The sequence below is a fragment of the Desulfobacterales bacterium genome (assembly GCA_029211065.1).
Lineage (GTDB): Bacteria > Desulfobacterota > Desulfobacteria > Desulfobacterales > JARGFK01 > JARGFK01.
Genome location: JARGFK010000079.1, coordinates 1 through 22,839 on the forward strand (window position 1 = coordinate 1; position 22,839 = coordinate 22,839).

The window sequence follows — 22,839 nt, forward strand, 5'->3', positions numbered from 1 at the left end:
CTCTTTGCGCCGCAGTAATACGCCCCGCTCCAACCAATACTTCACCCAATTTGCGGGTCTGTTCCTGTAACGCTTCCCGTAGATCTTGCGGATCGATAAATCCTTCAGATACCAGCACATCCCCAATCTGGGCCCGCTCTTTATCTCTTCCCCTAACCAGACAGCAAAGGGCATGAAAAAGCAATGTCAGCACCAAAGAAATAAATAAAAATAAAAAAATCAGAAAGGCGAAGTTAACGGTTGGGTCATTAAAAATATCGAATAAACGGGCCAAATCACTGGTTGCGGGGAAAATCGGCAATAACAAATAGGCTACCAGGAAGATAGCAAACAAGGCGACAAACAAATAGACTTTTGCGATAGCAATCATATTTGAGCCAACGACTTAAAGGGTCTTGGGCCGCATGATTCTCTGTGCAAAATTGTGTCTTCAAGGAAACATTTTATCGGCTCTTACTTTACGGGCTTATATCATATCCCGCTGTTAAAAACCACATAAATAGGGAATGGGTCCGAATAATATCAGGCATCTATTTGTTGGGTGCCCGAATTTTTATGCCGTGACCGAAAGCGGCCGGATCATTCAACACGGAAAGGGGGGTGGCTTTGTTAAACCACCCCCCTGGAATCAACTCACTTCATAACACAGGTTAACCTGTCAAATCAGTGAATCATAATTTTTTTGGGCTTGTGCTCTTCGGGTTTCGGAATTTCAATTTCCAGAACCCCATCTTTGTATTCCGCCTTTATTTTATCCGCATCAACATTAACCGGCAATGCAAATGATCTTTCAAATTTGCCGTACGACCTTTCTTTACGGTAATACTTATCGTCTGTTACCTCGTTATCATAGGAGCGTTCGCCCTTTAGGGTCAGAACTCCGTCTTTCACGTCAATAACGATATCCTTTTTGTCAACACCGGGAAGTTCGGCTTTGATGACAAAATGGTCAACCCTGTCATAGGCATCTGCCACCGGGTTCCAGCCCCACAAGCTCGAATCACTTTCCCGCCGACCCATCGGATAGAAAAAGTCTTCAAACAATGAATTGATGTGATTCCTTGCCGAATACATATCACCTACTGGATTCCATCTTACAATATTCATATTTTACCTCCTATCGTTAAGTTCATTAATGTTAATGGTTGCTCTTTATAACTGTTTCCATTTTTTCATTTATATGTTAAGTATCAATATAATTTTGTCAATATATTGTTCATAACTTTTTATATAATTAATCTAATAGTAATATGGTTATCTTTCCCTGTTGAATACAAAGTGCTGAATTGCATCATCCGAAATTATATTAATTAAAAACAGATGATTACCATAATATTAAAGCCAAGGAGGGGGCATGGCCGAAAACGGGAATCAAACAAAGAACAACCCTATGCCATTACCAGATACCACAGCCGCAGCCTTACGAAGCCGCCAATCCGTTCGCGCCACCTTTAAGTTAACCCCGCAATCAATTGAGGCCATCAGTATTGTTTCCGTTCATTTGGGAATCAAGCAAAAGTCACTATTTGACCACTTGATTGAGGACAGACGGGCATTAAATACCATTGCAATGGAAATTGATTCCGATGACATGATGTCCAAACATCGTATCCAAAAAACGTATGTTATAAGTCGTAAGAGTTTATTTTCGCTTGATAAAATTTCTAAAGAATTTAACACGCCACGGGATGTGCTGGTGGAATATTCGATTCAGCGTCTTCTTCCGGTCATTGGCATTGAAAAGGAAAAACATAAGCGCCGTATTGAAATATTCACAGAGTTATCCGAACACTTGAGACAAGGGATGGAAATTTTACGAAAATGTGAAAAAACCTTGGAAAGGGACGATCCGGTATATAATAAATTGGAAAAATTGATGGTGGGTTATAAAAATATTTATAATGAAATCGGTATTTTGATTAAGAAAGGTGAAATAATAGAAAATTTTTTAAAATGAAAGACGGGATGCCTGCCCGCATACTTTTTTAGGCTTCCCCTGTGGCATACTGCTGCATAAAAGATTCAAGCGAACGCGTCTGTTCCTGCGTCATTTCACCGAACTGAACGCCCTGCCGCCGCATGACGATGGGATTAATGGGGATTTTATTAGGGACACGGATATCGGAAACGATTGTAACGGGAAGGTTAGACAGATAAAATCCGTTGCCGGCCACATAGATATCAAGCGCTGTGGATCCATCTGCCGCCTCACCCGTGTCAATGTACAGGAAAGACAAACCGCCCTTTCCCAGATCCAGAATTTGGCCCAGTTTGTTGGAATCGGGCATGAGTGCCGCAAAAGCGCCTTCCTTGACCTTGAAACGCTTGAGTCTTCTGCGTTCGACAAATTCATTTAAAATGGTCACGGTATATTCCTTTCCGGAAAGCTTATAGCAACCGGCCATTCAGATAGCTGTTTTCTTTTTACGCATTCACCCCGGTCCCTGTTAACAAAACTGTGTTAGGCGGGAATGTTAGCTCAATTTGTCTTGTGTGTCAAGAAATAGTTAACGCTATATATTGTGTTTTAATCGAAAGCCCTGATCCGTCGGCAGGTATTTTTACTTACGGTTTTTCCGGCAGGTGAATTTTTCTGAGCCGATTGCTCAGCTGCTGAATAATATCCCGGGAAAAAGGCTGGTTGACTTGAAGCAGTTCTTCAAAAATATCGGCAGATATAATCAAAACAATGGATTCCGTCTCGCTTGTGGCTGTTGCCATTCTCTTTTCATTGAGCAGATACGCCATTTCACCAAAAACTTCACCGGTTTCCATGATGGCAAACAGTTGTTGGGGTTCTTCGGTTCCGCGATGGACACTTATGCTACCGCGGTAAACATAAAAGATATCCGTCGTATCGTCACCCTCTCTGAAAATGATTTCTCCGGCCTGATAATGACGGGCATATTTTTCAAAAACCCGCTTCGGATGCTTGAACAGAAATCTTTCAATTATTTTCCCCTTGATATCAGGCTGCGACCGGAAGAGAACCATCCGGCCGATGGTAAGGGAGTCGATGTTGTCGGAAACATATGTATATTCTGCGAAGAAAAAATACAGCACAAATGTAAAATGCACCCACAGCAGCATCAGAATCAGGGAGCCCAATACGCCGTAAATGATATTAAAGCGCGTGACGCTTAAAAATCTGGCCATTAATAAATGAAGCAGGATAACCGCGAGGGCGCACCACAAGGCCCCCTTCAAACTTGATAACGTAGTTGGTTTTGTTCCCGGCACAAACCGGTAGGATAGAAAAATCAACAGCAAAATCGATAAAAACGGGAGCAAGTTTCTGATGACCGGCATAAAGGAGCTGATCAGGCTCAGGACAAAAAAGTTGTCGGCCATCATTGCCTGAAAAAAATTCAGACTGATGCTGAGTACCGCCACAACAAAGGCCAGGCCGAGCATCACGGTCAGGGCCAGCAAAGACAAAACGTTCATGACAAGTGTTGTACGTATTTTTTGAGACTTGAAAACAATTTCGAGCCCCTTTTGAATGGCGGTTAAAATCCAGCAACCGGCCCATAAAAGATTTAGAAGACCGATGACACCCGCCACCTTGGCCTTGACATTAAGCAATCCAATTCGGACCAGGAAATCTTTGTCGATATTTGAATTTATATTTTTCAGAAACGCGAAGAATTCATCTGAAATATTCGGAAAGGACGCCAGGTACTTATTAAAGGTCAGCAGCAGCAATAAGAAGATAGGGATAATCGACAGCAGAAAGAAAAACGCCGTAGCAGCAGCATGATATATCAGCTCGTTTTTTAAAAAGAGACTGGATGTCAGGGAGAATTTTTGAAAAAAAAATTGAACCTGCTTCCGTATCCACTTCAAAAAGCTGTTCTCCGGATCCAAACGCTCCATATTATATGCCCCGTTGTTGACTTATTCGGATACACAAGCCCCGCAGAATAATCAAGAAAATACTAGGGCGGGTCCTGCTGCCGGGCACGCCTGCCGCCGGCATACGATCAAGCTCCGGGGAGTCAAGCCGCGCTATTTTACTGTGGAACATTCATTGAAGAGCCGGTGGGGACAAACATTTTTACAATAACCATGATCGATTTGCCGGAACAGCAAGGCAATCGCTTCGCCACGGTTAACAAGCAGGTACTCTGAATTTAACTGAACTAAGAAACCGGAACTTTCAAAAACCTTCTTGACCGGCAGGCGCACACTCATGAACACCAAACAGACACCCCGGATTTTTAATTCATCGGATAAAACACGCAATTCGTCAACGCCGGTGATATCAATAAACCCGACTGCCTGAAAGTCCAGCAGTAGAAATTTTATCGGGGTGGTATGTTCGTCCAATCGCTCGACAATATGTTCAATTGTATATTCCGCATTGGCAAAATAAATCGCATTGTCCGACCGTAGCTGCAATATTTGCGGACAACTGGGCTTATGATATTCGTCCGCATTGATAAACATGTTCAATTCGGGATCTTTGGAAACCCGGACAATGCGTGGATGCATCGTCTTCCATAGGAAAAACATCAACGAGATCAACACGCCGATCAACAGCGCGTAGTCGGGTTTGGCCAATAATGCCAGAATAAACACACTCAATGCCACAATGCCGTCATGACGATTCATCTTCCAGAGGCTGAACACCTCTCGGGGATGAAATAACATCAGAACCGCACTCATCACCAGGGCAGCCAATGCCGCCCGGGGAATGTAGGTTAAAAGAGGGGTCAAGAACATGAGCGCCACAATGACGCTGAGACTCGCGACCACACTGGACATTCCGGTTTTAGCCCCTGCCGCAAAATTGATGGCCGTTCGCGAAAAAGAACCGCTGACCGGATATCCCTGGAAAAAAGAAGCGACTAAATTTGCCAATCCCTGGCCGATAAACTCCTGATCAACATCGACTTTTTGCTTTGTTTCGGCCGAAATGGCCTTGCCGACTGAATAGGTTTCCGCAAAACTTACCAGTGCAATCACAACCGCAGGCCCCAGCAGCGAACTGATGATTTCAATGTCCAGCGACGGCATCTTCAGGCTTGGCAAGCCCCCCGGGCTTTTGCCAACGATGGCAATGCCCTTTTCATGCAATTCAAATAGCACCAGCAGGCCTGATGAAATCACCAGTGCGATCAGGCCGGTTGGCCAGTTTTCTCTATACTTTTTAATGCTGTATATAATTACAACCGACAGCAGGCCGATAGCCAATGTCGGCAAATGAAGCGACGGCAAGCTTTTGAAAAGGTCCACCAGCATGGGAAATATATACTCATCGCGGGGAACCGGAACCCCCAGAAAATGGGGCAGCTGGGTTGCGATAATGATAAGGGCGGCCGCCGACGTAAAACCCTTTACAGCCGAGTGGGAAATAAAATACATGACCACGCCCAGACCGAAGATCCCGATTCCCAAATAAAGCACGCCCACCATAAAGGCCAGCACAAAAGCCAGCTCGATAAACGCTGAGCTCCCGGGTTCGGCGACAGGGGATAAGGTTGTCAGCACCAGCAGACTCATAATAGCAATCGGGCCCGTGGAAAGCTGACGCAGACTGCCCCACAGCGCCGCCACCATGGGGGTAATGGCGGCGGCATAAAGGCCATAAACAGGCGGCATCCCGGCCAGCATGGCGTAAGCCATTGCCTGGGGTATCAACACGACCGCAACCGTCAAACCGGCAAGGGCATCGCTTTGGAAAGTAGATGCCTGGTATCCCTTCATCCAGTCTAAAAAAGGTAACAGTCGTTGACGGACGCTTTTGGGCATTGGTTAGACGTATAGAAAACAAGCGGGGCGGGTCAAGCAAAAAATATCGCGGCTATTGTGGCGGCATAAAAAACGGAACCAAAGGGAAATATAAAATCAGATCCTTAATTGTTGCACCGCTCCATAATCTCATACAGCATCTCCTGCAACAGCCTTGCTTTTTCGGCACGACCGATGGCTTTTACCTTTGGGTGGATGATGGCGTCTGTACGAATCCCGGCAAGATAATAATGTTCACCTTTGTCCGTCTGGGTATCCAAAACCCAGACCACATTTCCCTGTAGCTGAATGTCTTCCTCAAGCTGAATGCAAATGTTTATGGGCGTGGTGGGCATAATTGGCCGGTCGGTCTGAATGCTGACCCGATCCGCTGAGATTTCCGTTGCGATCGACGGCACGGTCCGGTTAGCGGTAACCGCCTTGGCATTAACCTTTATATTGTAGCTTGGATATATTCTGCAATTGTCTACTCTCATGTTTACGCTCCTCTTGTTAAATTTTAGCGCCGGCAGTCTTTCTACGGTAATGCTGTTTTTCTTTCCATTACCCCGGGCACCTGATAAGCGACTGTTTACGCTGTTAAAATCCGTTATTACATGTAGATCTGTGTTCAATTTTATATACAGCAAAATCAATGCCAATCCCTTGGGTTTAATATTTTAACAACATTTCAGATAGTTGAAGATTTTTATTCACATTTTCAGGTTGCGTTCCGCCCATAAAACCACACAACCCTGTATGTTAAATTATACAGCCTCAATCATTTCCGTATTTGGCGGGTGCGCAATCGTGGATCGATAGGGTAAATTCTGTTTTTTTGCTATTGCGGGTATCGTATGGATAAGGACACATTGATTGTGCCGGGGCGGGTCGGTTGTCAGAAAAGAAATTTAAGCGCAGATGACCATTCTTTTTTACAGGAGTCTAAATCGCCTTAATAGCGTTGCGATTATTTCTATTTAGACGTTTCCTCCAGCGACTTTCTAAGTTTATAAGAAAAAAGGTTCTGGTCCAGCTTAACGTGATCGTATGTCAGGATCGAATCTTTGGCGGCAGTTTTAATAATTTTGGCATTTCCGGTCAGCCCCATCGGCAGATAAGCCCCTTTTAGGCTTTCCCCTGACCGTACCAGTCTCCCGAAAACGGTATAGCCGCCTTCCCCGTCAAGCACGTCCCCCGGATTCAGATCCTTTTTAGCAACCGCGGCCACATCCGCGTTAAATTCCCTGGCAGACCCGGTCGGTTCCCCGCGCAATACCGCTGATGCAACGCTGATTCCCAGTTCAAGGCCGATCAGGTGATACGGTCGATACAGAGCGGCATATTCACCGCTTGTATCGGTGCATAGTCCATACTCTGCAAAACAACGCCGGACATATGCGGTCGGCGCCTTGAAAACCACATACACTCCCCAGCGAAGATCACCCGTCACCGCGCTGCCGTCCCGGTTCTCGCTGGCAACGACCTCGACGGTCCCGCTGTGTGCCAGGATACCGCCTTGGGCTTTTGGCTTCAGTATTTCCGGAAGCGCCTTTACCCCCACCGAAGGAAACTGCAGCCCTTTCGGCTGTGGTTTGAGGCCGCAGGCATTTGCCACAGCGCACATTTCGATGGCCGACTTGGTACCATCCAAAAACGAATTGAACATCTGGGCATTATAATCTCCGGAGGCCACCTGCTCCTCGGAAAAGCCATAATACCCCCAAACCGTATCCGGAGTTGAATAGTGAAAGGCCGGCTGATAGCGGGTCCCCTTGCCGGTACAGACGACTTCCATCCCCACCGCCCGCGCCCAGTCGACCTGCTCTGCGATAAGTGCGGGTTGGTCACCATATGCCATTGAATATACCCGGCCGGCCGCCATGGCTTTTTGGCTGATGGCTGGACCCAGCAGAGAATCGGCCTCGACATTCACCATGACGACATGTTTTCCGGCCGCCAGGCTGCTGCAGGCATGCCGGGCGCCGGCTTCGGGAACGCCGGTGATTTCTACGATAACATCCAGATCCGCATCGATGAGCGCATGAGCGTTTTCCGTCAGGGCTGATTTGTTATGACGGGCCGCATCATTGATTCCGGCCGATGTCGTTTCAATGCTGAGCGATTCCGGGGACCAGCCCGCCCGTGAGCAGGCCTGCCGGGCCCTTTGGATATCCAGCTCCGCGATTCCGACAATCTGCATTCCCGGCGTCAGCCGGGCCTGGGATAAAAACATGGTGCTGAATTTGCCGGCCCCGATGACCCCTACCCGAACCGGCCGGTTGTCAGCCGCGCGCTGCTGCAAGAGGTGATAAAGATTCATACGACACCTATAGGAGGGTTTTTAAAACATCTTCTTTTCCAACGACCCCCACCAGTTTGGCTTCCTGCACCACCGGCAGCGTATGGAAGTTTTTATCCACCATGAGCGCCGCCACCGCCTGTATGCTCGTTTCCGGGTCGACGAACACCGGATCCGGCGTCATGGCATGGGCCACGGTGGTGGCCGCAATTTTACGGGTCTGCTTCTCGATCTGTTTTGGAGAGTCCAGGGGGATGTATCCATCCAGAAACGAAAACAACGACTGTATCGGCAGTTTTTTTTGTTGAGAAATCAGATCGCTCTGACACAATATGCCCACCAGCCGGCCGGCTTCATCCACAACCGGCATGCCATTGATTCGATTTTCCAGCAACAGTCCGGCTGCCCGGGTGATTTCCGTTTCCGGGGAAACGGTAATCAACCGCCTAGTCATAATATCTTTAACCCTGAGCATATCAGCCCCTTAAACGTGGCCAGCCTGAAACCACCGCCACCGGAATATCAGTCGATATTTATAACATAGCATGAAGTTGCTTATGCACGCATGATTATATAGACATCAGCTGCCCTATCAGAAAGCCGGCGGTGCCATTCTGTTTAGGTGATTATGGCTTTCTTCGTTAACACGGTTACGACGGTTTCAAGACTTGGTCCCAGGGATATCCTTTTTAAGCTCCTGATCCAATCTCATTTTATCTGCGCTGCTGATTTGAATGAACTTTACGCCCATGCCCGGCGGCCGTTGCACCGGGTCGTCGGACTGAGTGCGGCTCCAGGCGACCTCACAGTCGATATTGAGCGGATCCGGATTGTCCGGCAGCTGCAGCCTGAGGGAAAATTTTTCTCCTTTTGGCAGCGGTTTGGATGTTTTTATCAATAGTCCGTTATCGCTTGCGTTGCCGGTAAAGGCATTAATCAAACTTTCTCTGCTCTTGAAAACAAGGGAAAGGATTTTGGTTATTCGCGGAGATTTTCTACCGAAATTTACATTTTCAGACGCTTTATTGAGCCGCAGGGCAAGACTGCGCATGATTAACTTAATATCGTCCGAAAGGCGGTTGTATTCCTGGTCCAAAAAATCACGGTCGACAATCCCCAGCGTTGTCTTCCCGATCGCCAGTGCCGTGAAAATTCGCGGACTCTGAATGATGTATCCCATTTCTCCAAGAATATCATCCACCCTCAACGTATCGATGACCACTTTTTCGCCCCGCACTTTTTTGGAAAGTTCCACTTTTCCAGTCTGGATTAAATAAATCCAGTCTCCGAAACTCCCTTCTTCCCAAATCGTCTGGCCGTCTTCAAAAGTATGCTCATCCGCTATTTGAAACATGATAATTTTCTCCTATAGTGATCCCCTTAATCACCGCTATACCGTTTTTGGATAGAACGAATCATATCAATACGTGAGAAAAATATTTCGACAATCTCCGGATCAAAGTGTTTACCGGCGTCCGCTTCAATGGCGGAAAAGATCCGGGATTCGTCCCACGCTTCTTTATAGCTCCGTTTGGAGGATAGTGCGTCGAAAACATCTGCAAGCGCAACAATCCGGCCAAAAAGCGGGATATCCTCCCCCTTTTTCCCCAGCGGTATCCCGCTGGGCATGCTGAAGCCGTCCAGCGCAGCCCCGGTCAGTACATTCACATGTCCGGGGTACCCCTTGCCGTCCCAGCGCTCATGGTGATTAAGGGCAACCAGTCCGGCCGCCTCATCAAAGCCCGACTGGCGGTCTAAAAACAGACGGGCCCCGATAACCGTATGCTGCTTCATCGTTTCAAACTCGGCGTCGCTCAACTGGGCCGGCTTTTTTAAAATCTGATCGGATATGGCGACCTTGCCGACATCATGAAGGATGGCGGCCATCCGGAGAATATCCCGGTTTCTATCGATCTCTTTTTGAGCCAGCTGATGCCTGCGGGCCCACTGCTCATATATTTCGACCGTATAGCCGGCCACGCGATTCACATGGGCCCCCGTCTCTTTGGGATCGCGCAGCTCTGCCATTCGAATCATCCGCAGCAGGATCGAACGGGTCAACTGGGCCCGCTCCAGCGCAACGGCGGCAATTCCGGCAAAATGAAGCATCATGCGTTCATCGTTTTCGGAAAAAGGAACAAACCGCCCCTCTTTGTCCTGGGCGTTGATAATCTGCAAAACGCCTAAAATTTTTTTGTTCGGCGTATTTAAAGGAAGCGTCAGGATGGACCGTGTCATGTAGCCGGAAGCTTCATCGAATTTTTTGTTGAACTGGTAGGGACAGGTCGCCTCAAGCTTATAGGCATCAGGCAGATTTAAAGTTTCTCCTGTGGCAGCGACATAGCCGGCGATGGTTTTTTTATCAACGGGAATGGAAAAAGTGGAATATATCAGTTTTTCTCCGGACGGCAGCTTCTTTTGGAGCGAATCATTCTGGGTGTATGTAAACTGCAGTGAGTTCTCATCCCGGATATAGATCGAACCGGCATCGGCGTTTACAAAATGCCTGGCTTCGGTCAGAACCCGTTCCATTAAAATATCCAGGTCGTTCACCTGATTGAGCTCAACACCCAGACGGGTTAAACTGTCCAGCTTTTCTTTTTCGGTCAGCATGAAAACTTCCTTTGCTCCTGAATGAATTTCTGAATTTGGGGTTGAATCCATTACCCGGCCACCCATCCGGCATGGCAGAGTTCCTTGGCGCCGGGGTCAGTTTCCCCGGAGCCGTTTCAGATTTTGAACAATCCTTTCTATCGCCAAAGAAATCTGAGACTGCGCCAGCCGGTAATGATACGGCGAACGCCCATAAGGGTCCATGATGTCATCCGCCGCATAATCATCGGAAACATGGCTTCCCATAAGCGTTACCTTTTCCGCTGCCTGGGGCCAGTGCCGGATGATTTCATCGGCCTGTTTTCTCTCCATCACAAAAATACGGTCGGCGCCGTCAACATCCTCCTGTCGAACCTGGCGGGAAGCATGGTCGGCAGCCCTTATATTCTGTTTTGAAAGATATTCGGTCATCTTCGAATCCGGGGGATATCCCGGCGCAGCATCCATCCCGGCCGACGAAACGAAAACATTCTTAATATTGTGCTTATCGATTTCATGCCTGAGGAGCATCTCAGCCAGAAAACTTCTGCTGATATTGGCCGTACAGATAAAAAGTATATTCATTATAACGCCGTAGTCTTCAAATGTAAAACCCTAATTGATCGCAAGCAAAATGGAGAACCGTAATAACGATTTATTTTAACAGTCTATTTTACAGTGCAAGTACAATTGCATAACGCTTTTATCAAAGAAATGCCATGTTAAAAAACCTCTCCGTTTTACTTACCCTTCGGGCGTCGCTTTCAGCTACGACCCGACAGGTCGGGAATACCGAAAGCTGCCGCCTCGTCGTCTATAACCCCTTTCCCACCATGTAAGCTGCAAGGTCGGCCACCCGGCAGGAATAGCCCCATTCGTTGTCATACCAGGCCACCACCTTGGCCATATTTTTCTGCAGCACCAGCGTAAATTCCGTATCAACGATGGATGAATTTGAATCGCCTTTAAAGTCCATGGACACCAGTCGTTCGTCTTCGCAGGCCATAATCCCTTTAAGGTCCGCCGCCGCCGCTTTTTTAAGTTCCGTCCGAAGCGCCTCGGTGTCGGCGGGTTTTTGAAGCAGGGCCACAAAATCAACCACAGAAACCGTCGGCGTCGGCACCCGCAGGGAGTATCCGTCAAAACGTCCGGCCAATTCCGGAATGACCAGCGCCACCGCCTTGGCGGCTCCGGTAGTAGTGGGAATTATATTAAGCGCCGCGGCCCGGGCCCGGCGGGGATCCCTGTGCGCCAAATCCATCAAGCGTTGATCCGCGGTATAGGAATGCACGGTGGTCATGAGCGCCTTTTCAATTCCAAAAGCCCGGTGAACCACCAGGGCCGGCGGCGCCAGACAGTTGGTGGTACACGATGCGTTCGAAACAATATGGTGTTCTTTCGGTTTGTAATTTTTATGATTCACCCCCATCACCACGGTGATGTCCTCTTCCTTTGCCGGAGCCGAAATGATGACCTTCTTGGCGCCGGCCTCGAGATGCGCCGCCGCCTTCGGCCCGGTTGTAAAGAGGCCGGTGCTTTCTATAACAATATCCACGCCTTCCTCATCCCATGGGATTTCCACCGGGTCTCGCAGAGAAAAACTCTTTACAGTCCGGCCGTTTATTTCTATAAAATTTTCACCGGTCTTTACCTCTCCGGGGAAACGGCCGTAGTTGGTATCATACTTAAAGAGGTTGGCGTTGGTTTTAACATCAAAAAGATCATTGATGGCCACAACTTCAAGGGTTTTAGGGTGCCGCTCCATGACAGCCTTAAGCACCTGCCGCCCGATACGGCCAAAGCCGTTGATGCCGATTCGGACCATGATTCACCTCCTTTTAATTGTCATCCAAACGATATTTGTGAGCAACCAGCAAATCGTAATCATTGCGCAGGGCCTGGTGGAGCCGGGCATTTTCCAGGGCAATCGCGCTTAGATTCGCCACCACTTCCAGAAACTGGATTTCATCTTCCTTGAATGTTTTTTCTTTATCCGTATAAACCCGCAGGACACCGATGGCTTTTTTTTCTACCATCAATGGAACCACCAAGACCGATTTGATCCCCTCCGACCGGGCCTTGTCCCGGTATTGAAAATTTTTGTCTGTTTGGGCATTCTTGAGCAGGACGGATTTTCCCTTCAGCGCCTTTTTATCCAGACCGCTTTCCTCGATTACCACCGGGCCCTTGCGGATGTAGCCGTCCGACAGCCCGAAATGGGCGCCCATCAGCAATCGTTTCCGGCGTGAATCCATCAGTCTTAATGAACAGGCCTTGACTTTCATGGTCGCCGCCACACACGCCACAATCTCCTCCATGACCCGCGCAGGTGAAAGCGAGGCATTAACCACTTTGGCTACCTCATAAAGTGCCGTGAAATAACTCTTTTCTTTCCCCGTCATAAGTCACCTCCCCGGTTTTGGGTTAATATTTGAACTTGACACCGAAATTGAGCGAAAGGGAGTGTTTTGCAGGGATCTCCCTATCCGTTAAAGCCTTTGTATCAGATAAATATAAACAGGAAACCGGCTCATCGTTTTCACCCTATAAAATTGCCTGAGCAGTTCTTTCTTGTTGTTGCTTCCGATTAAGGGGGACAGATAGACCGCCCCTTTGCTGTAAAAACGATCAAGGCTGTTTCGAACCAGATCCAGCAGTGAAGGTAAATGACCGATAGCAAGGCCTTCCCCCAGGACAAAATTGACACTTATTTCAACCCGTTCATATTTTTTGTTGAGCTCGATCGTTCTGATAAAAGCGTCTTTAACCTTTTCGCTGGTTATCGGCTTTTTCAAAACATCCAATGTCTCTGGATCAACCGATTCAAGCCCCAGATTCAGGTAAGTCTTAAACGGCAGCCGGTTTAACGCACTAAATTTTGATTCATCGGAACCCAGCAGAGAATCCACGCTGCCGAACAGAAAGAGGCTGGGGTTTTTCAGGTTGGAATGTTCAAATTCAAATAGTTGGTGTGCTTTCAGCGCTGTGAATTCAATCAGCGCTGTTTCCGTCATGAGCGTGTCATGCTGGCCTAAAAAAACCGAATTGTAATTATAGATATCACGTCCATAAAATTTTTTTAACTGCTCTATCTGTTCAAGGATATCCGCGCGGCTACGGGGCATAAAACCCCCTGCGGATTTCACCCGGCAGAAACCGCAATGGTAAAGGCAACCATCGGCGATAATCACCGGTATGGTTTCGTAATCGACATGGCGGGAATCCGGCGGCAAGACCGTGATGTGTCCGTTGATCAGGTCGGGATATTGATTTGAGCGGTGCTGAAGCGTCCCGATGTCGTTTTGAGCAATGCGTGCCAGGCATTCATTTAAATTGTTGGAACGACTGGCTGAGACCCGCATGCTAAGGTTCGATTGCAGACTGGCCCAGGCGTGAATGGCATCATTTTTTATAGCCGTGTCAATCCCATAACCATTGAACAGGGAATTGCTCGGGTATGGCAGACAAGGATAATAATATTCACCGATAATATCAATAATACCGTTATAACTGCCGGCCGAATAATAGAGCCAGTCGTTTCCGATGGTTCGTTTCAACCATTCGCCGGGATGCGGCCAGTTTTGCCCACGCCCCTGAATAAACTTGATTTCACCGTTCAAATTAAATTGAAAGGTGTAATCCGGGGTTTGAATTTCCGAAAAGCGGCCGTAGCGTATGGGGTAGCTGACCTTGGAAAATTCCTGGAAACCCTTTTTTTCGGGAATCACATGAATATTTTCAAGTCGGTAGGATTCCATTTTTATTCGCCGCAATGATACGTGCGGAAAAAGAGTCGAAAAGACCGCTTTTTCTGTTTCAAATGACCAGTATGCTATCACGGCTGCAACATCATTGGCAAGTCGGTTTTTTCAAAAACCCTTCCGATTTAGCGCCATCCTTCCGTCAAAACCGAATTAATCTTGACAAAACACTCTATACTTAATAATCAGAACTTTCGCTTAAATGAATTTTTATGGCTGTTTGCCATTGGTTGTAACAACTCATAAAAGGAGGAAAAGAAATGTCAAATTTAGTTCCACCGCATGGCGGAAAAGGCCTCAACTGCTGCCTGCTGGAAGGCGCAGCGCTGGAAGCTGAAAAGAAAAAAGCGGCCGGTCTTAAAAAAATCACGGTTTCCCCGCGTGAAAAGGGCGATCTGATCATGATGGGAATCGGCGGTTTCAGCCCGTTGACCGGATTTATGAATAAAGCCGACTGGAAGGGCGTTTGTGAAAGCTACCTGTTGGCGGACGGGATCTTTTGGCCCATCCCGGTAACTTTTTCGGTCTCAAAAGAAGAGGCCACTGCCATTAAGGTCGGAGAGGAAATCGCGCTGTTCGATCCCGAGGGCAAAGAGTTCATAGCCACCATGAAAGTGACCGAAAAGTATGAAATGACCGCTGCCGACAAAAAGTTTGAATGTGAAAAAATATACATGGGCGAAGGAACCAAAACCACTGAAGATTTCTGGAAAATAGCCGGGAAAGAACACCCGGGAGTCCAGATGGTCATGCAGCAAAAAGACTTCAACCTGGCCGGCCCGGTAAAAGTGTTAAGTGAAGGGGAATATCCCAAAAAGTATGCCGGAGTTTACATGCGTCCGGAAGAATCCCGCAAAATCTTCGACAGCAGGGGCTGGAGCGAAGTGGCTGCGCTGCAGCTCAGAAACCCCATGCACCGGTCCCACGAATATCTGTGCAAGATCGCCGTTGAAGTCTGCGACGGCGTCTATATCCATTCGCTGGTGGGCAACCTCAAACCCGGCGACATACCGGCCGATGTGCGGGTCCGCTGCATCGACGCCCTGGTAAAACATTACTTTGTTGAACAAAACGTTGTGCAGGGCGGATATCCTCTGGATATGCGCTACGCCGGTCCCCGGGAAGCGTTGCTGCATGCAACTTTCCGCCAGAACTACGGTTGCTCCCGCATGATCATCGGCCGCGACCATGCCGGCGTGGGTGATTTCTACGGCATGTTTGAAGCCCAGACCATTTTCGACAAGATTCCCCAGCCCAAAGAAAATGGGAAAGCCCTGCTGTGCACCCCGCTGAAAATCGACTGGACCTTCTACTGCTTCAAATGCGATGGAATGGCCTCATTGCGAACCTGTCCCCACGCTAAAGAGGACCGCGTTCTTTTGAGCGGCACCATGCTCCGCAAAATGCTGTCGGAAGGCGGCGAAGTGCCGGATCATTTCGGTCGGGACGAAGTCCTTGTCATTCTGCGGGAATATTACCAGGGTCTCACCGAAAAGGTTGAGATTAAACTCCATGGCGCCGCCACCGGCGATAATAAGAAAAAATAGAATAACCGCCTGAAATTATACATTTCAAGCAGTGCGTAAAACAGATCAGGGGGAGATAAGAGATTCTTATCTCCCCTTGTTAATTTTAGCGGGTTAAAAATTTTTGCTCGGCTCACAGCCTTAAAACCGAATTGTCCTCCGGCCAGACCTCACAGCCCGTTTGATGCCCGCCCCTCCCGGACGACAGCAGGGCAAGGATTCCTTGATAAACACTACTACCCCGTAACTTCTCTCATCTATTCCAGAGGCGCTATGGTGATCATAAATGAATTATAGATCTCCGAAAACCTTTTTGGCGTCTTTTTCGAAGGAAGGGAATGGCCAATCTTTCATATATTGGAGGTAATTTAGCAACGTTTTAATGTCGCTAAACTCAATCCGTTTGGACTTGTACATGATCTTTAAAAGATCCAGAAGACTCCACACTTCGATCCCAAAAGTGATACCCAGTTCTCTCATTTGAACATCGTCGGTGACCACCGGAATTTCTAGAGCATCGCCATAGGCCAGTGCCCGAACATCAATCCGGGATGCACCAAGACCTTCACTGATATTATGAGGCCATAGATAAGAGAAAGTTAAGTTTATCTGACCTATTTGAAACCGTGTGGTCCGGATACGATGCTTTCTGTTTTTTATGTATTCGGGTTGGTTCGCCCACCCGAATTTGTTGGCAAGGCGTGGGTTCTTATCAAATTCTTTCTGAAATTCGGGAATGAGGTAAAGCGCATACCAATCTTTACCAAAGGGTTCATGCAGCAACGGATGAAAACTGTTGGCGAGTCTTAGATAGGCGTTGCTGTCCAGCAGAATATTTTTTGTAGGCATTTATTGAATCAGTTCAGCATGAATCACTTTAGCATCAAGTATCGAGCAATCCAGGATCGATTGAATGAATCCGCCTGATTTCTCATTTTCAGAAAGGTATGCCCTAAGTGCTTCAAAAAAAGGGCTGCCGAAAAGCTCTTTTGTTTTCTTTATATAATCAGTGGCGCTGCAAGGCTTTCCGTCAAATAGGATCTCGCTTACGTTTGGATGGTTTTTATTGAAGTTTGTAGTCGCAGCGTAAATATCAGGTTCCAAGTCCAATTCCACCAATCCGGAAGCGGCTGCATACTCATTAATCGCTTTATAAACGGATATTGGAGAGATCGAAAGCGAGTCTGCCAGGCTGATTATTTCACTAATCCTCGATCGGGTTGAGCGGAGGTTATTTAAGGACTGGTAAGCCCTTTTGGTCTGCATCTCAGGGAAAAGAAAGGCCTGGGCAAATATATCGGCGAAATCTTCCGCACTATCCCCCGTCAGCGATGGTGATAGAACATGCCCCAATTCATGGGCCATCCAGAATTTGAAATCGTGGAGATTGCTGTCCAGATTGAGAAAAATCCAGGTGGTTTTTGAGGTCGGCAAAAAGATATGAAGGGCGTTCTCATGATGCTCCCGTCGCCCATGGAATACCGGAATCAGAACGACCTCAAAATTATTCAGTTTGCCGATCATTTGTTCGAATGCGATGGGTTCGCCTTCTTTCACTTTAATTTCTGATCTTATGCCCTCTGCCGCTTCCTGGATATAGCTGTAATCCAGTTTGGGCGTTTTTAGAGAAGGGGGCTGAAACAGGCCTTCAAAAGGAAGATAGGGGGCCAATACGTCAAGCAACTGCCCAATTTCTTTAGCGTTTTCGATATGCAGCTCAGTCGTTTTACGACGACCTTTTTTTCGAAAAGCCACAATCGGCTCGGATGCGGTAACAGATTTTACAACAAGTTCCTGAAACGGCAATCCGAGTTCCAAACCAAGCTTCAGAAGCTTTTCCGGACGGGGAAACTTCCGGCCCTTGAACCAGGCCGATACGATGGTTCTGGAAACCCCTAGGCTTTGAGCAAGACCTGCTTGATTTAAACCCTTCTCATCCATGGATTGGCCGATCTTCTGTATATTCAGTTTTTTTTCCATGGGAACAAGATAAAACAGCTTGTAAACTTTTGTCAACCAAAATATGCCTTCAGCCTCAAAACAATTAGTTTCTCGCGCTTTCTTTTAAAAATCGGCAATCCCTTGGGTCGAATAGGATGACAATAATTATTAAACTAATCTACTCTAAAGTCAGACGTTTCTCAGGTTTTGAGGACGGCTGATATTCTGTGGGGATGAAAAGATACCATGAAAGTCAGTGTCGAAATCCTCGCTTTTACGGTCCGTCCGGAAAATGCTTGACGCTTCTATTTATAACACGTAAAAAAACCGCGAGTTATGGCAACTTTAATCAAGTCTAAATGAACTTTCCCAACAATTTCCTTGACAATATATTCTTTTACACGTAAAAAAATTGCGTGTTAACAGAATAACTGTCAAAAGATATCGACAATGAAGCTGAGGGCCTTTTTTCGCACATATCCTGTTTTTACCGTCGATGACTTTGCCGAATTTCTGTCTCGCGATGGAACACACAACGTAAGAACCCGGGAATCTCTCCTTTCCTACCATGTAAAAGCAGGCAATATCGTCCGGGTCCGCCGCGGCCTCTATGCATCCGTTCCCCCCGGGGCGTCGCCGGAAAATTTCCCCATAGATCCGTTTCTCATAGCCGGCCGGATGTCGAAAGACGCTATCCTGGCTTATCATACTGCGTTGGAAGCTCACGGAAAAGCCTATTCGGTGTATGAACATTTCACTTGTCTCGTTAGGAAATCTACCCCTCACATAAACTTTCGTTCTCTTGTGTTCAAAGGGGTAAAGTTTCCGAAGGCCCTAATGCGAAAAAAGGCGGAATCTTTTGACGTGATGAAAGTTGAACGCTCGGGCATGACAATCTACATAACCGGACTGGAGCGGACCATAGTAGATGTTCTGAACCGTCCCGACCTGTCGGGAAGCTGGGAAGAAATATGGCGGTCTCTGGAGACCATCGAGTATTTCGATCTCGATAAAGTAGCGGAGTACGCCTCGCTTCTGGGAAACGCCACCACCGCCGCTAAAGTTGGTTTTTTTCTTGAACAGCACCGGGAAGCCTTGATGGTTGAAGATTTTCATTTAAAGACCTTCCAAGACCTTCGTCCGCTCCGGCCCCACTATATGGAGCGAAGCCGCCGAAAATCCGGCCGCTTTGTCTCCGCCTGGAACCTGGTTGTTCCTGATGAAATCATGCGTCGGTCATGGGAGGAATCAAGGTGAGAATATCCTCGGAAATGCTGACGGCCCAGGCGGAGGCGACCGGCTTTCGGATGGATACTCTGGAAAAGGTCGGCCTTCTGATACATCTGCTTGGGGCCCTGCAAAGTCACCCTTTCCTGAAAGGAAGGCTGGCCCTGAAGGGCGGTACGGCTTTGAACCTTTTTATCTTTGATGTCCCCCGCCTTTCCATCGACATCGATCTGAATTACGTGGGGGCGTCTGATCGGGAGGTCATGCTGTTGGAGCGCCCCAAGGTCGATACGGCGCTGCAGGCAGTATTCTCCCGGGAAGGATTTACGGTCAGGCGCATGCCCGGCGAGCATGCCGGCGGCAAATGGCAACTTCGTTACCAGGGTGCAAGCGGGCAGGGAGGCATCCTTGAGGTAGACGTCAACTTTGTGTTCCGTGTCTCATTGTGGCCGCATATGGTCATGGCCTCGCGGCCGGTCGGCGTCTGGCAGGCAACGGATGTTCAGATATTGGATATCCACGAGCTCGCGGCAGGGAAACTTGCGGCGCTGTTTTCGCGGAGGCAGGCAAGAGACCTCTTCGACAGCAGTCATCTTTTCCGCAGCGGCGCGCTTGAATCGGAACGGCTGCGGTTGGCGTTTGTCCTCTATGGCGCCATGAACCGACGGGATTGGCGAACCGTGGACATAGAGGAAGTTAGTTTGGAAATAGGGGATTTCGAGCAAAAGCTTCTGCCGATGCTGCGGGCAAAAGGTGCCGAAGCAATGAGCATCGTTTCTTTTAGAAAACGACTCATCGAGGACTGTCGTAAAGGATTGGCTGTCTTGCTCCCTTTCAAGGCGGCGGAGATGGAATTTTTGGATCGATTGCTGGAAAAAGGGGAAATAGTCCCCGACTTATTAACCGACGATGAGGATCTGCGGGATCGTATCAGAAAGCATCCTATGCTTGAATGGAAGGCGTTAAATGTGCGTGAGTTTATAAAAAATCAATAGACTGTTTTAAACATATGTGAGTGAAAATGAATAATTCTGTGAAAACCAGACCGCAACGGCGCCTCACCCAGGCCGAACTTGATGCTTTTCTTGCAAAGCCGGCCTGGTTTAAGCCCTTTTCATCCATGGATTGGCCGATCTTCTGTATATTCAGTTTTTTTTCCATGGGAACAAGATAAAACAGTTTGTAAACTTTTGTCAACCAAAATATGCCTCCAGCCGCAAAACGATTAGTTTCTCGCGCTTTCTTTTAAAAATCGGCAATCCCTTGGGTCGAATAGGATGACAATATTTATTAAACTAATCTACTCTAAAGTCAGACTTATCTGCAGTTTTCCAGACCGTGGATCTGCTGTGGGCCTGGAAAAGTATCTGATGAAACCGGTTTGGCAATTTGTCTAAACAGCAAGTTTTTGTTTTATGACTCCCTGTTCCTCTGGGACGGGGATACAACCCTATAAATCATGGCTCTCGTTTCTTTGGCTTCGTCAGTCATATTCAATTCCTCATACATTTGGGCGGCCTTCTCGATCAATTCGCGAGCTCGTTTGTGCTGACCCATGGAAGCCAGGCATTCACCTATGTTCCTCTGAGTAAAAGCAGCCTGGTATCGTGGGCCGTGTTTGACAAGAAAAGGATAAATCTTTTCAAGATGATGGACCGCCTTGGCATGATATCCAGAGTCCATGAGGGCCAATGATAGGTTTCCTCTGGTCTGCATGGCGAGATAGTGCAGTCCTATGGATTCGGCCGGAGATAGGCATGCCTTAGCCCTACGGATTGCCGAATTGAGTCTGCCGGCGGCCAGATCTACCGTTAGAGCGCCCATTTCGGACACAATGACAGGCTCGGGATCCGCAATTGCTTCTCCAATCAGGCGTGCCTGGGCGAATGATGCACTTGCGGCATCAAACATTCCCGCCACTCGCTGCATTGTGCCGATATTATTGAGAATTCGGGCCTCGTCAGACCTATTCCAGGCTACGCGCGCGTGCCAGAGAGCAATGGATAGGACCTCCATCGCATTCTTCACTTCCTGCCGTGCAAACAGAATTTTGCCGAGCACGCCAAAAACCGTCGCCATACCACCGTAATCCCCTGCCTTCTTAAAACCAATTCGGGCAGCTTTCACCAGCCGTATCGCCTTGTCGAACTGCTCCTGCTCGAAAAGCATGTCAGCCAAATTCACCTGCGCCCTCGCTCGCTCTAAATGAAGCTCCAGCGCTGTCTTGAGTGTTCGAATTAGCATGCGAAAATGCGCCTCTGCCTCATCGGTCTTACCCAAGCGGCGGTATACAAGCGCTAGATTCAAGCAAGCATTTACAAAGGCGCGCTCATCCGCATAACGTTGCATTTCGGGAAGCACAGCCTCCAGTTTACGCCTTGCTATCGCCCATTTCCCAATATCCGTGGCAACAGTCGCCTCGTTTGTCAGGCACCGGGCCGCCAGGCCGGGATGTCGTTCGCCCACTTGACGGCGAATTGCAGCGAACTGACTGTATGACACCTTTCTCCGGCCACCCTCATAAAGAATCCTACCGATAAGGAAATCTGCCAAGTAAGGGGCAGTTGTCCTCCTCATGGAGTGAAGCAGTCTCGTGGCAAGTGGGTGTCCACGGTGTCCAGCCACCTCCTTCGGCCGAAAGCCACACAGCGTCGCAACAACCAGAAGTGTGTTGCCAACAATTACAGCGGCGTTGCTTTTATGCAGCATTTCTGGCAGGCCCGGAGCAGTTGCCAGGCGCACGATGTCCCTGTCAGTGGCAATACGGATACGACCTCGAGCGTGGAGTACCCACAGTAAGGGTTGATTGCTCTCGGTGATTCTAAGCCTTGGCAAAATATCTAAATCGTCCGTTCCCGAATATCCGAGAACGGCCATAGGAAAATCCCGCCTCACACGTGCCAGGTATTCCCCGCGTGGTGGATCCCACATGAAAGCGGGACCCAGAGTGCCAATCGCTCGCATGGTGGCGCACATAGAATCTAAATCACCGAGCGAACCATGCAGTTTGGCCAACACGCCACGGGGTGTTCGCTTGCTCCACCGCTTGAAGTCAGCAGTTCTCGTGAGTGTTTCTGGGCGTTGTCCAGCAGGAAATGCTCGCTCGATTAGTTCATCGAAATTGGTTGTGAGCACTGGACAGCGGCTTCGCAATGCCTTTGAGAGTATACGGTGCAGTTGGTTCGGTTTGCCACCCTTCAGAGCTCTGAGGAAACCCAGGGAGCCCGTGGTTTCCGCAAGGAGCTGCATTAATGTTTCAAACCGAACCGCTTTTGCGAAGCTTTGTATCGTGCTTTCTTTCCATCGATTCTTTGCTATTGTGCCGATCGACCATAATGCAGAACCTATGGCCGATGATATTTCACCGGCCATAGGGCGACAGGCCGGGGCATCCCATGAGACACCCGCACCTACCAAAAAGGCGAGGCGACCCCGTTCCCTGGCTGCAACAAAGGGCATGAGAGCATTATCAATTTTCGTTTTTGGTGTTTCTGTCCAAATTTTCATAATTCACAGTGATCAAACGTAAACAAAACCCTCGATATTCCAATAACCGTCAGCACGTGGGATCAGAGCGTCTTTATGTTGAACGGCATTGAGTACGCCATGATGCAGGCCTACGGCGAAGGCTTTGAAATCCTGGAAAAGTCGGATTATGCCCCCGGTTTCGACTATGCTCAAATCGCCGGGCTCTGGAACCAGGGCAGCGTGATCCGCTCGTGGCTGCTGGAGCTGCTGGAAAAGGCCTTTGCCGGCG

Annotated in this window: 21 protein-coding genes; 4 read left to right on the forward strand and 17 right to left on the reverse strand. The window is 48.3% G+C overall.

The genetic code is table 11. The features are described from left to right. Both P1P89_15880 and P1P89_15885 read right to left on the reverse strand, forming a co-directional pair. A partial coding sequence (locus P1P89_15880) for a hypothetical protein (protein MDF1592996.1) occupies positions 1-370 on the reverse strand: 370 nt, incomplete at its 3' end. 293 nt (positions 371-663) lie between these two features. After that, complete coding sequence (locus P1P89_15885) at positions 664-1,107, reverse strand: Hsp20/alpha crystallin family protein (protein ID MDF1592997.1); 444 nt, start codon at positions 1,105-1,107, stop codon at positions 664-666. Between the two features lie 247 nt (positions 1,108-1,354). Here P1P89_15885 and P1P89_15890 point away from each other — a divergent pair, with 247 nt between their 5' ends. Continuing rightward, positions 1,355-1,957, forward strand: a complete 603-nt coding sequence (locus P1P89_15890; GenBank protein ID MDF1592998.1) for a hypothetical protein — start codon at positions 1,355-1,357, stop codon at positions 1,955-1,957. Positions 1,958-1,985: 28 nt separating this feature from the next. Here P1P89_15890 and P1P89_15895 read toward each other — a convergent pair whose 3' ends face one another. The 12 genes from P1P89_15895 to P1P89_15950 all read right to left on the reverse strand — a co-directional run bounded on the left by P1P89_15895 (position 1,986) and on the right by P1P89_15950 (position 14,385). Continuing rightward, a complete protein-coding gene (locus P1P89_15895; protein ID MDF1592999.1) occupies positions 1,986-2,366 on the reverse strand; it encodes a hypothetical protein in 381 nt (126 codons plus the stop codon). A gap of 199 nt (positions 2,367-2,565) precedes the next feature. Next, positions 2,566-3,876, reverse strand: coding sequence for a YhjD/YihY/BrkB family envelope integrity protein (locus tag P1P89_15900; protein MDF1593000.1), 1,311 nt, complete (start codon positions 3,874-3,876; stop codon positions 2,566-2,568). Between the two features lie 132 nt (positions 3,877-4,008). Continuing rightward, positions 4,009-5,754 (reverse strand): sulfate permease, encoded by a 1,746-nt coding sequence (sulP, locus tag P1P89_15905; protein MDF1593001.1) that lies wholly within the window; start codon positions 5,752-5,754, stop codon positions 4,009-4,011. Between the two features lie 104 nt (positions 5,755-5,858). Beyond that, positions 5,859-6,230: a hypothetical protein gene (locus P1P89_15910; GenBank protein ID MDF1593002.1), complete on the reverse strand. Its 372-nt coding sequence runs from the start codon at positions 6,228-6,230 to the stop codon at positions 5,859-5,861. Between the two features lie 479 nt (positions 6,231-6,709). Continuing rightward, on the reverse strand, positions 6,710-8,056 hold the full coding sequence (locus tag P1P89_15915) for a hypothetical protein (GenBank protein ID MDF1593003.1): 1,347 nt from the start codon (positions 8,054-8,056) through the stop codon (positions 6,710-6,712). Between the two features lie 7 nt (positions 8,057-8,063). After that, on the reverse strand, positions 8,064-8,510 hold the full coding sequence (locus tag P1P89_15920) for a CBS domain-containing protein (GenBank protein MDF1593004.1): 447 nt from the start codon (positions 8,508-8,510) through the stop codon (positions 8,064-8,066). A 186-nt stretch (positions 8,511-8,696) separates the two neighbouring features. Then, on the reverse strand, positions 8,697-9,389 hold the full coding sequence (locus tag P1P89_15925) for a cyclic nucleotide-binding domain-containing protein (protein MDF1593005.1): 693 nt from the start codon (positions 9,387-9,389) through the stop codon (positions 8,697-8,699). A gap of 26 nt (positions 9,390-9,415) precedes the next feature. Next, the gene (locus tag P1P89_15930) at positions 9,416-10,648 is read right to left on the reverse strand and encodes an HD domain-containing protein (GenBank protein MDF1593006.1); all 1,233 of its coding nucleotides are present in this window, start codon (positions 10,646-10,648) and stop codon (positions 9,416-9,418) included. A 96-nt stretch (positions 10,649-10,744) separates the two neighbouring features. Next, entirely contained in the window at positions 10,745-11,212 is a 468-nt protein-coding gene (locus tag P1P89_15935) for a hypothetical protein (protein ID MDF1593007.1), read from the reverse strand. A 229-nt stretch (positions 11,213-11,441) separates the two neighbouring features. Further along, positions 11,442-12,455 (reverse strand): type I glyceraldehyde-3-phosphate dehydrogenase, encoded by a 1,014-nt coding sequence (gene gap, locus P1P89_15940; GenBank protein MDF1593008.1) that lies wholly within the window; start codon positions 12,453-12,455, stop codon positions 11,442-11,444. A 10-nt stretch (positions 12,456-12,465) separates the two neighbouring features. Continuing rightward, positions 12,466-13,029: a GAF domain-containing protein gene (locus P1P89_15945; protein MDF1593009.1), complete on the reverse strand. Its 564-nt coding sequence runs from the start codon at positions 13,027-13,029 to the stop codon at positions 12,466-12,468. Between the two features lie 87 nt (positions 13,030-13,116). Beyond that, entirely contained in the window at positions 13,117-14,385 is a 1,269-nt protein-coding gene (locus P1P89_15950; GenBank protein MDF1593010.1) for a radical SAM protein, read from the reverse strand. 263 nt (positions 14,386-14,648) lie between these two features. Here P1P89_15950 and sat point away from each other — a divergent pair, with 263 nt between their 5' ends. Beyond that, the gene (gene sat / locus P1P89_15955) at positions 14,649-15,935 is read left to right on the forward strand and encodes a sulfate adenylyltransferase (protein MDF1593011.1); all 1,287 of its coding nucleotides are present in this window, start codon (positions 14,649-14,651) and stop codon (positions 15,933-15,935) included. A gap of 270 nt (positions 15,936-16,205) precedes the next feature. Here the strand turns inward: sat and P1P89_15960 are convergent, their stop codons facing one another. Both P1P89_15960 and P1P89_15965 read right to left on the reverse strand, forming a co-directional pair. Next, positions 16,206-16,763, reverse strand: a complete 558-nt coding sequence (locus P1P89_15960) for a hypothetical protein (protein MDF1593012.1) — start codon at positions 16,761-16,763, stop codon at positions 16,206-16,208. Beyond that, on the reverse strand, positions 16,764-17,930 hold the full coding sequence (locus P1P89_15965; GenBank protein ID MDF1593013.1) for an XRE family transcriptional regulator: 1,167 nt from the start codon (positions 17,928-17,930) through the stop codon (positions 16,764-16,766). A 375-nt stretch (positions 17,931-18,305) separates the two neighbouring features. Here P1P89_15965 and P1P89_15970 point away from each other — a divergent pair, with 375 nt between their 5' ends. Both P1P89_15970 and P1P89_15975 read left to right on the forward strand, forming a co-directional pair. After that, complete coding sequence (locus tag P1P89_15970; protein MDF1593014.1) at positions 18,306-19,112, forward strand: type IV toxin-antitoxin system AbiEi family antitoxin domain-containing protein; 807 nt, start codon at positions 18,306-18,308, stop codon at positions 19,110-19,112. Then, positions 19,109-20,077: a nucleotidyl transferase AbiEii/AbiGii toxin family protein gene (locus P1P89_15975; protein MDF1593015.1), complete on the forward strand. Its 969-nt coding sequence runs from the start codon at positions 19,109-19,111 to the stop codon at positions 20,075-20,077. The genes P1P89_15970 and P1P89_15975 overlap by 4 nt, the downstream gene beginning before the upstream one ends. Before the next feature lie 418 nt (positions 20,078-20,495). Here P1P89_15975 and P1P89_15980 read toward each other — a convergent pair whose 3' ends face one another. Continuing rightward, positions 20,496-22,589 (reverse strand): tetratricopeptide repeat protein, encoded by a 2,094-nt coding sequence (locus tag P1P89_15980; protein MDF1593016.1) that lies wholly within the window; start codon positions 22,587-22,589, stop codon positions 20,496-20,498. Positions 22,590-22,839: the final 250 nt, after the last annotated feature.

Coding starts and splice junctions, on each gene's coding strand:
- P1P89_15915 (MDF1593003.1), bottom strand. CDS start 8,056: ATGAATCTTTATCACCTCTTGCAGCAGCGCGCGGCTGACAACCGGCCG.
- P1P89_15900 (MDF1593000.1), bottom strand. CDS start 3,876: ATGGAGCGTTTGGATCCGGAGAACAGCTTTTTGAAGTGGATACGGAAG.
- P1P89_15925 (MDF1593005.1), bottom strand. CDS start 9,389: ATGTTTCAAATAGCGGATGAGCATACTTTTGAAGACGGCCAGACGATT.
- P1P89_15910 (MDF1593002.1), bottom strand. CDS start 6,230: ATGAGAGTAGACAATTGCAGAATATATCCAAGCTACAATATAAAGGTT.
- P1P89_15950 (MDF1593010.1), bottom strand. CDS start 14,385: ATGGAATCCTACCGACTTGAAAATATTCATGTGATTCCCGAAAAAAAG.
- P1P89_15980 (MDF1593016.1), bottom strand. CDS start 22,589: ATGAAAATTTGGACAGAAACACCAAAAACGAAAATTGATAATGCTCTC.
- P1P89_15945 (MDF1593009.1), bottom strand. CDS start 13,029: ATGACGGGGAAAGAAAAGAGTTATTTCACGGCACTTTATGAGGTAGCC.
- P1P89_15930 (MDF1593006.1), bottom strand. CDS start 10,648: ATGCTGACCGAAAAAGAAAAGCTGGACAGTTTAACCCGTCTGGGTGTT.
- P1P89_15885 (MDF1592997.1), bottom strand. CDS start 1,107: ATGAATATTGTAAGATGGAATCCAGTAGGTGATATGTATTCGGCAAGG.
- P1P89_15920 (MDF1593004.1), bottom strand. CDS start 8,510: ATGCTCAGGGTTAAAGATATTATGACTAGGCGGTTGATTACCGTTTCC.
- P1P89_15890 (MDF1592998.1), top strand. CDS start 1,355: ATGGCCGAAAACGGGAATCAAACAAAGAACAACCCTATGCCATTACCA.
- sulP (MDF1593001.1), bottom strand. CDS start 5,754: ATGCCCAAAAGCGTCCGTCAACGACTGTTACCTTTTTTAGACTGGATG.
- P1P89_15935 (MDF1593007.1), bottom strand. CDS start 11,212: ATGAATATACTTTTTATCTGTACGGCCAATATCAGCAGAAGTTTTCTG.
- P1P89_15970 (MDF1593014.1), top strand. CDS start 18,306: ATGAAGCTGAGGGCCTTTTTTCGCACATATCCTGTTTTTACCGTCGAT.
- sat (MDF1593011.1), top strand. CDS start 14,649: ATGTCAAATTTAGTTCCACCGCATGGCGGAAAAGGCCTCAACTGCTGC.
- P1P89_15960 (MDF1593012.1), bottom strand. CDS start 16,763: ATGCCTACAAAAAATATTCTGCTGGACAGCAACGCCTATCTAAGACTC.